This is a genomic window from Maribacter sp. 4U21 (genome assembly GCF_002742365.1).
Taxonomy (GTDB): Bacteria; Bacteroidota; Bacteroidia; order Flavobacteriales; family Flavobacteriaceae; genus Maribacter.
This window is the reverse complement of sequence record NZ_MDGN01000015.1, coordinates 56265-68221: the sequence shown is the minus strand read 5'-3', so window position 1 is coordinate 68221 and position 11957 is coordinate 56265. Positions and strand designations below refer to the sequence as shown.

Below are 11957 nucleotides of genomic sequence, written 5' to 3'. Positions count from 1 at the left end.
ATAGCTTAGAAGCCGTAATGCACACCAACTATGACCTTAAGCAGTAAAATAGGGCTCCTTTTAGGGCCTATACTCTTTCTAATTGCTATTAATCTTCCTAGCGCACTAATAAATGAAAACGCGGATGCTGTTATTGCCGTGGCGCTTTGGATGATTATTTGGTGGATCACCGAGGCGGTCTCCATATCGGTTACCGCCCTGCTGCCCTTACTTCTGTTCCCCATCCTTAAAATTATGCCTATGGGGGAAGCGGGTGCCAATTACGGCAGCCCCATCGTCTTCCTGTTTTTCGGAGGGTTTGTCATGGCACTGGCCTTGGAAAAGGTGAATCTGCACAAACGTATTGCCCTATCCATTATAAAAATAACGGGCACTACCCCGAATAAAGTGGTCCTAGGGTTTATGATCGCTACGGCCGTACTTAGTATGTGGATCAGCAACACGGCCAGCACCGTGGTAATGCTCCCTATAGCCATGTCGGTAATACAGCTGCTCATTAACGATGCCGATGGTTTTACGAAACGGGACCGTAATTTTGCCTTAAGTGTTATGCTAGGCATTGCGTTCTCCGCTAACGCTGGTGGTATTGCCACGGTCATTGGTACGCCCCCAAATTCCGTTTTAATCGGGCTTTTGGAAAATGAATACCAGATAGAGATTTCTTTTCTTAAATGGATGGTCATAGGGCTACCTTTTTCCATTATCATGATCAGTATGTGCTATTTGGTCTTGGTAAAATTGATGTTTCCCAGCGGGACCCTAAAGTTCAATGCCTCCAAAGAAATTATTACGCAAGAGCTCCGGAAATTGGGCCCGACAAGCAAAAGAGAAAAAATGGTGCTTATTATTTTCGGAATTACCATATTCATGTGGATTTTTAGAACTGTCATCAATAGCATTAACCCAAACCTGGGGCTATCGGATACGATGATCAGTATTTTTGCCGCTATTTCTCTCTTTGCAATTCCTTTTAATCTTAAAAAGGGAAGTTTTATCCTAGAATGGAAAGACACGAAGCAACTGGCTTGGGGCATCCTTGTACTTTTTGGGGGTGGTTTGGCCCTGGCCAAGGGTATGTCCGTTACCGGTATCGTAGATTTGGTCGCCGGTCTTATCGCAGAAAGTGATATTAGTGTGCTCTTGACCGCTACCCTACTTATTTTCTTAATGCTCTTTATGACGGAACTTATGAGCAACGTTGCCCTAGTAGCCGTATTGGCTCCCGTAGTTGCGGGTATCGCCCTAGGTTTAGGGCTTCCGATTGTGTATTTATTAATACCCGTTACCATGGCAAGTAGTTGCGCCTTTATGCTACCTATGGCCACACCACCAAATGCCATTGTATTTGCAAGTGGCTATATTAAGGTCCATGAAATGGCCAAAGCGGGTGTTCTACTTAATATCCTCGCAGTAGTACTATTGGTAGGACTTTTCCAATTTATACTTCCCTTACTTTTTTAAAAAACAAAGCCCCTACTGCAGTAAGGGCTTCTAGCTTGACTAATTCAGAAAATAAATCTATATCTTCTTTCTTAATAGACTTCAAAAAGTTGAAATTGTTACAAAATCCGACTTATGATTTCATTAACAATTCCTTCGAATATTTTTTCGGTTCTTTGAAAAATGCTCAAAGCAACACTAGAAATGACTAAAAAATTACGCTTCGCATTACTCACGCTAGCCTTCATATTAAGTTATCAAACTACAGAAGCGCAAATCTTCAAAAAGAAAAAAAGTAAAACCGAAAAATCCGATGAAAAGCCAAGTAAGGACAAGATAAAGCCTTATAATAAGGTCATTACTAAAGATGCCAAGACGGACAAAGGTCTTTTTGACGTTCATGTGGTAGCGGACAAACACTATTACGAAATTCCGGATTCCCTGTTCAACAAAGAAATGCTGATGGTGAGTCGTATTTCCAAAACTGCGTCCCGCATAGGATTTGGCGGGGGAAAGATAAACACGCAGGTATTACGCTGGGAAAAGAAAGACAAGAAAGTATTGGTACGTGTGGTGTCTCACGATGTGGTCGCTGCAGATTCCCTACCCGTGCACGAAGCCGTCGTAAACTCTAATTTTGAACCGGTACTGTACGCTTTTGACATAAAAGCCTTTAAGAAAGATTCCTTGAATCCGGCTACGGTAATTGCGGTAGATGATATTTTCACCAAGGACACCAAGGCTTTTGGCATGCCAGAATTTTATAGGAAAAGATATAAAGTTTCCCGCTTGGACAATAGCCGCAGTTTTATTGAAAGCATCAAGAGTTATCCCTTAAACGTGGAAGCCCGTCACGTAAAGACCTATTTGGCCAGTGCACCGCCTAGCAACGGCAGTCTAGGCTCTATTTCCTTGGAAATAAACAATTCCATGGTCCTATTGCCCGAAGAACCTATGAAACGCCGGTATTTTGACCGCAGAGTGGGCTGGTTTGCCAGAGGACAGGTAGATTACGGGCTAGATGCGCAAGAGAGCAAGACCGTAACCTTTTTGGACCGTTGGCGTTTAGAGGTAAAGGAAGAGGATATAGAAAAGTATAAGCGCGGGGAACTGGTAGAACCTAAGAAACAGATTGTTTACTATGTGGATAGAGCTACACCGGAGCAGTGGGTACCTTTCATAAAACAAGGTATTGAAGATTGGCAGGTTGCCTTTGAGGCCGCCGGATTTAAAAATGCGATCATTGCGAAGGACCCGCCGACCAAGGAAGAAGACCCGGAATGGTCCCCTGAAGATGTTAGGTATTCCGTGGTGCGTTATTTGGCCTCGCCCATACCCAATGCCAATGGTCCACATGTCAGTGATCCAAGGAGCGGGGAAATTCTGGAATCTGATATCAACTGGTACCATAATGTCATGACCTTGTTGCGAAACTGGTTCTTTGTACAGACCGCCGCTATAAATCCTGATGCCAGAGGTGTGGACTTCGATGATAAGGTCATGGGAAGGCTCATACGCTTCGTATCCTCGCACGAGGTGGGTCATACCCTAGGGCTACCCCATAATATGGGAAGTAGTGTGGCCTACCCGGTAGATTCCCTACGGTCTGCAAGTTTCACCAAAAAATACGGTACCGCACCGTCCATAATGGACTACGCCCGTTTCAATTATATTGCACAACCCGGTGATGAGGGCGTTGCCCTAATGCCAGATATTGGAGTTTATGACAAATATGCCATACAATGGGGCTACAAACCTATTTTGGACAAGACGGCAGAAGAAGAGAAAAAGACCTTGGATAGCTGGATATTAGAACACGCCGGTGACCCCTTATACAGATTTGGCCATCAGCAAGTAGGAGACATCGTTGACCCAAGTTCACAAACGGAGGATTTAGGGGATGACGCTATTAAAGCAAGTAGCTATGGTATCGCCAATTTAAAACGTATTGTTCCAAAATTGGTGGAATGGACCAAAGAGGACGGTAAGAACTATGACGACCTGGAGACCCTTTACGGACAGGTAATTTCACAGTACAATAGATACTTGGGCCATGTATCTAACAATGTGGGCGGCGTCTATGAGCATCACAAGACCTATGAGCAGGAAGGGGCCGTGTATACGCCCGTGGCAAAAGCACACCAAGCCAACTGTATGGCCTTTATCCAAGAAGAACTTTTCCAAACTCCGTACTGGTTGCTGGATCAAGACATTTTTGGCCGTACCCAATACTCAGGTTTCGTGGAACGTATCAGGTCTATACAGGTGCGAACCCTTAACAATATGTTGAGTCTCGGTAAAATGGCGCGGCTTATCGAAAATGAGACCGCCAATGGTTCCGATGCCTATTCTCTGTTGCAAATGATGGGCGATCTAAGAAAAGGCATTTGGTCAGAATTACCCGCTGATAGAAAAATAGACACCTACCGTAGAAACCTGCAAAAGGCACATATAGACCGTCTTGCCTATTTGATGACCGCGGAGAACCAGAAGAAAAAACCTGACTTTGGTGGGTATCAGAAATCCACCGTGGTAAACACGAGCCAATCGGATATTCGTTCCTTGGCCAGAGCCGAACTGAATAGTTTAAAAAGGGAAATCAGAAACGCTGCGTCCAGAACATCGGACCAGATGAGCAAATATCATTTACAGGATACCGCAGAGCGTATTAACATGATTTTGGATCCAAAATAAGCGCTAAAAATTATGTAGGATTTTATTTACTTTCGATGAAAGGTAAATTTCTTCGATGACCCGATTTACTAAACCACATACAGCGGCATATTGCCATCAAGAAAAGCCCATTTCACAACAATGGGCTTTTTTGAGCTCCTCTGTGTGCTACCTTTGAAGTGTAATCAAAAATCCCCAAATCATGAATAACAAATTAAAAAGCCTTATTTACCTTAGCTGTTTTATGATAATGGCAGTATTGTATCATGTAGATTCATCTACGGAAATGGATAAAAAAGTAGTGGATACCGCAAAGACGACCGAAGCGGATATCACCATAAACCCACTTACCCAGGACTTAGGCGAATAAAAGACAGCCACTTATACTAACCTCAAATCAAAAGCACGGTAAATACCGTGCTTTTTTAGTACTACCCTTTAGTGTTCCAAGAAAACGCTTCGTACAGTAAAGAAATACCACAGCAGTGTACCGTGTAAAACGCTTCCTACTGGTTGGCCTTTTTCTTCCCCTTATGGAACCAACATAGTGCTAGTTAATAATTACCCAAAATAGGTGTCGCCATTAAACCTTTGTTCTAAGTTGTGGTCATACCCATGAAATCAATAAAAATAGATAACATGAAAAAAATAGTATGTGTAATGCTTGTCATGGCAAGCATTACGGTAGCCGCCCAAAGAGATGAAATCCGTGGACGTGAAAATTCCATAAAGGATTTAACTACGGAACAAATAGCGACCTTACAGACCAAAAAAATGACATTGTCCCTGGACCTGAACGAGGAACAACAAAAAAAGATGAAGCCCTTGATAACGACCCATGTAGCGGCCCGGAAAGCTAAGATGGAAGCGCAAAAAGCTAGGAAGGAAAATAGAAAAAAGCCTACGGCAGAGGAGAAATACGCCATACAAATGGAACGGCTAGATGCCAAAATTGCCCAAAAACGAGAGATAAAAGCCTTATTGACGGAAGCGCAGTATAGTAAGTGGGAAAAGATGCAGCGCAGGAAAGAAAAACATCGAAAGGGCGAGCGTAAAGAAGCCAGAAAACGCGAAAGATAGTTTGGTTGGTTTAGTGATGGATAAAAAACCTTTGCATTAGCAGGGGTTTTTTATTTTCTATACAGTCATCTGGTATAATCTATACATTCATTTTATATAAATCGTGCATTAAATATACATAATAACTTATACAAAATACATGTACGTTTATTTTATATTAAACTATTATTTACGGGCTATTTGATATATTTTGTACCTTGTAAGAAATAATCGTTTATACAGACTTATAAACGAGTTGTAACACATTTAAATAAAAATCTGAATGAATATTCGAAATCTAAATTTTCTGATTTTTTTAATGGCTCTGCCTTTTCTTTCAAATGGACAAATTCCGAAAGGACATTTTTTGGACTCGGACGGTGAAATAAAACCATTTAAACAGGAAAAAAAGGGACTTTATCATTATGCTATTTTATCAGAGCAACCATTCGAAAATAACTGTCCCAAAAAGCAATCTCAAAAAAAGAAAATTATTTGTATTGAAGACAGTTTGTCCGACATGCTACACAAAAAATTGAACTTAGAATCGGACTACAAAGGTCGAGTTTATATCTATCTGACCGTAAATGAAGAAGCGGAAATTGAAGATATTAATGTGACATCTTATCCCAACTCGGACGAAATAAATGGACTTGTTGAAAATGCAACCAAGGAACTTCCTTTTAAATCCGCGACATATGAAGATAAAATAGTGAAAGCTAGGTTGTGGACTTTCCTCGCGCTAGAATAAAAAACGTGTTACAACAATGGCTATAATTCAGCTTTACCTAAGAACCAAGAACAAATTTCCTAACTTTAATACAGCTCGATTTCTCTCTTGAAAAATCCTACCGGATTTGCCAAGCCGAAATCATAGCCGAGACCGTTGTGGTGCATTTGAGAAATGACGTATAAATTTGAAAATAAAGAACTTAAAATTGGTGGAAAATCACTCGAATTCGACGACGAAATAAAAGAGGTTGTTGAATTTGATGAATTTTTAGTCGTGCGAACTGATTATTACGAATCAACTACTAATGAAAATGTTTTCGGAGTAAATGCGAACGGAAAAATAGAATGGCAGATTGAAAAACTGACCAAACTCACTCATAACGGAATTGAATACGACGGAATAAAAGAACCATACACGGCTATAAAAAAATTGACTGACAAAACTTTGAGATTAATAAATTGGGACAGTACGAATTTTGAAATTTATGCATATTCTGGAAAGTTGAAAACTGACCCAATGGAATCCCGAATTGGAAAAAGACCGTGGTAAAAAAACGCACCACAACAATGTATAACCGCAATTACGGCGGATTCGACTACGTCCGAATCCACTCGGAATTGCTAACGTCTGTGCTAAACCGAAAATTAACGCATATTAACCCGTAACTGACGGTTATACGAGACCGTTGCTGTGCAATAACTTCTCTTTACAAAGGTCATCGTTCTTTTGCTAAGGTGGTTTTAAGGAGAAGGTAAAAAAGGATGGTGGACCCTGGTGTTCCAGGGGGCCAAGTTTTTCGATGAATCGTATGAGAGTTACACTATCAAATACGAGGTTTCGTATAAAAACTTGTTTGAAGGAAGTTGATTTTTTTCGGAAAATCAAGTTTTCCGGCATCTTTTTTTTCGTTCCCGGCGACCTTGACCCTTACCCAACGGTAACATATACGGGTATATATTCCATTGGAAAGGCTCCCTCAAAAAAAGCAATGCTGTTTTTGTTCCCGTTGTCGGCGTGGAAGAGAAGTGACTCCGTAAATACGGCGCATATGCCATTTGAAGGCTTCAAGGCAATGCGTTATATTTACTGCACACAACAGGAGTATTCATACAATACGGCTAACGCCGAACTGAACAAATACTCCAACCGTTACCTGTAATACGCGCAAATGCCTAAATATTTAATAAAATTTACGCCAAAGGAATTTTATCCTGACTTTTCTGATTTAACAAATTACAATATTAAATTAGGAACCTTTCATCATTACAGAAATATTGAAAACTCAATATTAAGTGATAAAAGTGAAGGACAACGCGGACTTACCTTGCGAATAAAGAAACCTTGTCCAAAACTTGAACAATTAAGTAAAGAAGAAGGTTCTTATATAACTTATGATAAATCTTCCCTGAATGAGAAAGGGGAATTTAAAGCGGAATTTTACTTGCAATTACACGACCATTTATTGGAATTCAACGCTTGGTTGTTTTGCTGTTCTCACGTTGATGATTTGGAATATATTAATACGTTAAAAGAACATTTTAAATGCGAATCTTACTTTTTTATTTATGATGTGGACAAATTTGTAAACAGTATTCAAAGAGCTTTATCAGACGACTTAAAAGCAAATCCACTTAATGAGAATAATGAAGAAAGGGTTATATATGAGAAAGGAGGAAATGTTTTCATAGATGGCTATAAAGATGCTGTAAGGTATTCTGACAAATCCAAATGGATGAATAGAGAATGTGAGACCTTAACTCAATTTATAGAGTCTAAAAAGTCAAGAGAAGTGGACCAAAATCTTTGGTTTCAAAAACCAAAAAGATATATAACTGAACAAGAAGTTAGGTTTATTTATTTTCCTACTGCAGGTAGAACCGAAAGAAAACGATTTAATATCAGAGATGATTTTAAAATACTTGGAAGTGATTTCTCTGATTGTATAAGCGAAGAACCAAAAAGTTATGAATAAAAAGTACTACAGGTAACAACGTGTATAGCTCATTGCGGCTGAATTCCTAATCGGAATTCCTTGCAATTTGCTATCTTTCGGTTACGGCGGAAAATCATAGCTGATTTTCCGCAACAAGCCATACACAAAACCGTTGCTGTGCAATAACTTCTCTTTACAAAGGTCATCGTTCTTTTGCTAAGGTGGTTTTAAGGAGAAGGTAAAAAAGGATGGTGGACCCTGGTGTTCCAGGGGGCCAAGTTTTTCGATGAATCGTATGAGAGTTACACTATCAAATACGAGGTTTCGTATAAAAACTTGTTTGAAGGAAGTTGATTTTTTTCGGAAAATCAAGTTTTCCGGCATCTTTTTTTTCGTTCCCACGACCTTGACCCTTACCCAACGGTAACATATACGGGTATATATTCCATTGGAAAGGCTCCCTCAAAAAAAGCAATGCTGTTTTTGTTCCCGTTGTCGGCGTGGAAGAGAAGTGACTCCGTAAATACGGCGCATATGCCATTTGAAGGCTTCAAGGCAATGCGTTATATTATAAACTTCTTATTATCGGTAATCCGCATGTACTCACTTGGGCTGATTCAAAACAATCACCCAAGATTAAAATAATTCGCATATTCATAGGCATCGGCCTTGGTCGCGATGTGCTATCTTTAAACCAGAGCTATGGTATTCGTATACCAAAAAACCGCATCCAATAGTGCCGTTCTCGTCACTTAATACATTCTATAAAAATGAAAAGAACACTGGTAATTTTAATAGTAGTACTTATTGGTTCACAAATAAAAGGGCAAAAACCTAGGGCAAGGGACTTAGGCGTGCCGTTTGATGGCGAAACGGGCTTATTCAATGCCATAACCGATGTCAAAGGAGTAGAGGTCGGTTACAGTACCATCATATCAGGCAAAGGAGAGAATATAGTTGGGAAAGGTCCTGTTAGAACCGGAGTTACGGCCATTTTTCCTAGAGGAAAAGCAAAAAAATTCAGCCCGGTATACGCCAACTGGTATAGCTTGAACGGTAACGGAGAAATGACGGGTACGACCTGGGTAACCGAATCGGGTTTTATGGAAACCCCGATTATGATCACCAATACCAACAGTGTTGGCGTGGTACGCGATGCCGTTTTAAAATGGTATGTAGACACAGATTGGTATAGCGGCGAGGATTGGTGGTATACCTATCCGGTAGTGGCCGAGACCTACGACGGTTTCCTAAACGATATTTATGGTTTTCACGTAAAGGAAAAACATGTATTGGAAGCGATACAGGACGCAAAATCCGGAAAGATTGCCGAAGGAAATATAGGAGGAGGCACCGGAATGATGTGTTTAGGCTATAAAGGGGGAACAGGAACCTCTTCGCGCGTTTTTAAAATAAAGGATGAGACCTATACTGTTGGGGCACTTGTTCAATCAAATTTTGGGGCAAAGTGGAACCTGTCCATAGCCGGTGTACCCGTTGGCGTAGAATTAAAGGACACCTTGAACTACAAGTTCAACGGACCACCAAAATCTAGAAGACAGGAAGGAGACGGCTCTATCATCGTTATCGTGGCTACCGATGCACTTTTACTACCCCACCAACTAAAAAGAATTGCCCAAAGAATTCCTCTAGGGGTAGGAATCGTTGGCGGCAGGGGAAGTAATGGGTCAGGGGATATTTTCCTGGCTTTTTCTACAGCCAACGAAAATGCTTTTAATAGGAACGAAACCACTACCGTAAAATCAATGCCCAACGACAAATTAATGCCCGTTTTTGAAGCAACCGTGCAAGCCGTAGAAGAGGCTATTATCAATGCAATGGTAGCGGCGGAAACAATGGAAGGAATTAATGGTAATACAGCCTATGCCCTGCCACACGACCTCCTCAGGGAAACACTTAAGAAGTACAATCGGTTGAAGAAGTAAAAGTTTCAAGCCGATTCCTGATATGATTTTGAAATACATGAATTAAAAAACTATAGGAATGATCGATTTACTTCCCAAGTGGATTTCAGTACTTTTCATCGCTACCGTTCTACTAACTATTGCTTTTTTTCACTACGCGAACGGAAAACCGAAAAATTTAACCATTTCTATCATTATCTGGTCCGTAATACAATCCATACTAGCGTATATCGGTTTTTATAAAGTGACCGATTCCATACCTCCGAGATTTGGATTGGTCTTACTACCGGCTGCGCTTATTATTTTTTACGGGTTATTGCCTAAGCAGCAAAAATGGGTTTTTGAGAAAGGAAATACAACAATCAGTACTTTTTCACATGTAGTTCGCTTACCTGTAGAACTAGTCCTCTATGCGCTTTTTACTCATAAGATGGTTCCTGAACTAATGACGTTCGAAGGAAGAAACTATGATATCCTAATGGGGATTACAGCTCCAATTATGGGATGGCTATTGCTTAAGAAGAAGGTAAACAAACCTATTTTATTGGGGTGGAATTTCACAGGACTTTTGCTGGTACTTTTTATACTATTCAATGGAATTTTATCAGCAGAATTACCCTTTCAACAATTTGGATTTGACCAACCAAATCGAGGGGTGATGTATTTCCCTTTTATTCTCCTGCCAGCTACAATTGTTCCAATTGTTATTTGGACCCATGTTTCTGATATTATCAAACTAAGAAAAGAAATAAAATCCTTACGCTAAAATCATTTTTTTAATCATTTAACCTGCTGCAGAAACCATATCCTCTATCTTGAAAAAACTAAACCTAGAGCACATTAATTATACTTGGCATCTTTTAATAGGAGAAAGAGGTAGGTTCTACCATTTATGAGACCAGTTTCAAAATATCAAAAATCTATCTTTTCTAATGCCATGATGGTTTTATCCAAATCCTCATAACTTAAGGCATCATTTAAAAAGTAGCTTTCAAAGGCACTTGGCGGTAAATAAACGCCCTGTGCCAACATGCCATGGAAATATTTTTTGAATTTATCATTGTTCCCCTTGGCCGAGGTTTTAAAATCTACTACGGGCGCATCAGTAAAATGCACGGATAGCATACTTCCAAAACGGTTGATTTGATAAGCTACCTCCTTGTTAGATAAAATCTCATCCAATCCCTTGTGTAAATACGCGGTTTTCTTCTCTAGGCTTTCAAAAATCTGAGGCTTGTTGTTCAGTTCGGTAAGCATCGCTAATCCAGCGCTCATGGCCAAAGGATTACCGCTCAACGTACCCGCCTGGTACACAGGTCCGTCCGGTGCTAAATGATTCATGATTTCCGCTTTGGCAGCGAAAGCACCTACGGGCAGACCACCTCCAATAACTTTACCAAAAGTGACGATATCCGCTTGAATTCCCAAAGCTTCCTGTGCTCCACCTCTTGCCAAACGAAAGCCTGTCATTACCTCATCAAAAATGAGTAAAATGTCCTCTTGTGTACATAAGGTGCGAAGCCCTTTGATAAACTCGTCCGTGGGAACAATGCAACCCATGTTCCCTGCTACGGGTTCAATAATAATAGCTGCGATTGCTCCCTTATTGGCTTGGATGAGATTTTGAACGCCCACTAGGTCATTATAATCAGCCAACAAAGTGTCTTTTGCGGTTCCTTGGGTAACCCCTGGACTATTAGGACTCCCAAATGTAACGGCACCACTACCTGCCTGAATCAGAAAAGAATCCGAATGTCCGTGGTAGCAACCAGCAAATTTTATAATCTTATCCTTACCGGTATAGCCACGGGCCAAACGTACGGCACTCATACAGGCCTCCGTACCACTATTTACGAATCTAATTTTATCAATATTGGGCACCATGCTAATGGCCAATTTGGCCAACTCGGTTTCAATTTCGGTAGGCATTCCGAAAGAAGTTCCTTTCTGTGCTTTTTCTATAATGGCATCGATTACCGGAGCATGGGCGTGACCCAAAATTAACGGCCCCCAAGAAGCGATATAATCAATCAACTTGTTCCCATCCTCATCGTACAAATAAGCACCCTTGGCCTCCTTCACAAAAATGGGGTCTCCTCCTACCGCTTTGAAAGCTCTTACAGGAGAATTTACACCTCCCGGAATATACTGCTTTGCCTCCGCGAAAAGGGCACTGCTTCTTTTATATATCATT

At 40.6% G+C, this 11957-nt stretch carries 11 protein-coding genes; 10 read left to right on the top strand and 1 reads right to left on the bottom strand.

From position 1 onward, the window contains the following. The first annotated feature begins 30 nt into the window (after nt 1-30). The 10 genes from BFP77_RS02960 to BFP77_RS02920 all read left to right on the top strand — a co-directional run bounded on the left by BFP77_RS02960 (nt 31) and on the right by BFP77_RS02920 (nt 10529). Nucleotides 31-1461 (top strand): SLC13 family permease, encoded by a 1431-nt coding sequence (locus BFP77_RS02960; RefSeq protein WP_099572583.1) that lies wholly within the window; start codon nt 31-33, stop codon nt 1459-1461. A 183-nt stretch (nt 1462-1644) separates the two neighbouring features. Continuing rightward, the gene (locus tag BFP77_RS02955; protein ID WP_099572600.1) at nt 1645-4134 is read left to right on the top strand and encodes a zinc-dependent metalloprotease; all 2490 of its coding nucleotides are present in this window, start codon (nt 1645-1647) and stop codon (nt 4132-4134) included. Between the two features lie 181 nt (nt 4135-4315). Then, entirely contained in the window at nt 4316-4483 is a 168-nt protein-coding gene (locus tag BFP77_RS16910) for a hypothetical protein (RefSeq protein WP_180272294.1), read from the top strand. Between the two features lie 269 nt (nt 4484-4752). Further along, entirely contained in the window at nt 4753-5193 is a 441-nt protein-coding gene (locus BFP77_RS02950) for a hypothetical protein (protein ID WP_143751830.1), read from the top strand. A gap of 262 nt (nt 5194-5455) precedes the next feature. Next, nucleotides 5456-5923 (top strand): hypothetical protein, encoded by a 468-nt coding sequence (locus BFP77_RS02945; protein WP_099572581.1) that lies wholly within the window; start codon nt 5456-5458, stop codon nt 5921-5923. Nucleotides 5924-6076: 153 nt separating this feature from the next. Beyond that, complete coding sequence (locus BFP77_RS02940; RefSeq protein ID WP_099572580.1) at nt 6077-6454, top strand: hypothetical protein; 378 nt, start codon at nt 6077-6079, stop codon at nt 6452-6454. A gap of 304 nt (nt 6455-6758) precedes the next feature. Then, on the top strand, nt 6759-7064 hold the full coding sequence (locus BFP77_RS02935; RefSeq protein ID WP_143751828.1) for a hypothetical protein: 306 nt from the start codon (nt 6759-6761) through the stop codon (nt 7062-7064). Between the two features lie 9 nt (nt 7065-7073). Next, nucleotides 7074-7877 carry a hypothetical protein gene (locus BFP77_RS02930; RefSeq protein WP_099572578.1) on the top strand — a complete coding sequence of 268 codons (804 nt, stop codon included), beginning with the start codon at nt 7074-7076 and terminating at the stop codon, nt 7875-7877. Between the two features lie 731 nt (nt 7878-8608). Next, nucleotides 8609-9784, top strand: coding sequence for a DmpA family aminopeptidase (locus BFP77_RS02925; protein ID WP_099572577.1), 1176 nt, complete (start codon nt 8609-8611; stop codon nt 9782-9784). A gap of 58 nt (nt 9785-9842) precedes the next feature. Further along, nucleotides 9843-10529 carry a hypothetical protein gene (locus BFP77_RS02920; RefSeq protein ID WP_099572576.1) on the top strand — a complete coding sequence of 229 codons (687 nt, stop codon included), beginning with the start codon at nt 9843-9845 and terminating at the stop codon, nt 10527-10529. 146 nt (nt 10530-10675) lie between these two features. Here BFP77_RS02920 and hemL read toward each other — a convergent pair whose 3' ends face one another. Then, the gene (hemL, locus tag BFP77_RS02915) at nt 10676-11956 is read right to left on the bottom strand and encodes a glutamate-1-semialdehyde 2,1-aminomutase (protein WP_099572575.1); all 1281 of its coding nucleotides are present in this window, start codon (nt 11954-11956) and stop codon (nt 10676-10678) included. Nucleotide 11957 lies beyond the last annotated feature (1 nt).

Bases quoted from the DNA above. Each gene is read 5' to 3' on its own strand.
- BFP77_RS02960 (WP_099572583.1), top strand. From the start codon at position 31: ATGACCTTAAGCAGTAAAATAGGGCTCCTTTTAGGGCCTATACTCTTT.
- BFP77_RS02955 (WP_099572600.1), top strand. From the start codon at position 1,645: ATGACTAAAAAATTACGCTTCGCATTACTCACGCTAGCCTTCATATTA.
- BFP77_RS16910 (WP_180272294.1), top strand. From the start codon at position 4,316: ATGAATAACAAATTAAAAAGCCTTATTTACCTTAGCTGTTTTATGATA.
- BFP77_RS02950 (WP_143751830.1), top strand. From the start codon at position 4,753: ATGAAAAAAATAGTATGTGTAATGCTTGTCATGGCAAGCATTACGGTA.
- BFP77_RS02945 (WP_099572581.1), top strand. From the start codon at position 5,456: ATGAATATTCGAAATCTAAATTTTCTGATTTTTTTAATGGCTCTGCCT.
- BFP77_RS02940 (WP_099572580.1), top strand. From the start codon at position 6,077: ATGACGTATAAATTTGAAAATAAAGAACTTAAAATTGGTGGAAAATCA.
- BFP77_RS02930 (WP_099572578.1), top strand. From the start codon at position 7,074: ATGCCTAAATATTTAATAAAATTTACGCCAAAGGAATTTTATCCTGAC.
- BFP77_RS02925 (WP_099572577.1), top strand. From the start codon at position 8,609: ATGAAAAGAACACTGGTAATTTTAATAGTAGTACTTATTGGTTCACAA.
- BFP77_RS02920 (WP_099572576.1), top strand. From the start codon at position 9,843: ATGATCGATTTACTTCCCAAGTGGATTTCAGTACTTTTCATCGCTACC.
- hemL (WP_099572575.1), bottom strand. From the start codon at position 11,956: ATGATATATAAAAGAAGCAGTGCCCTTTTCGCGGAGGCAAAGCAGTAT.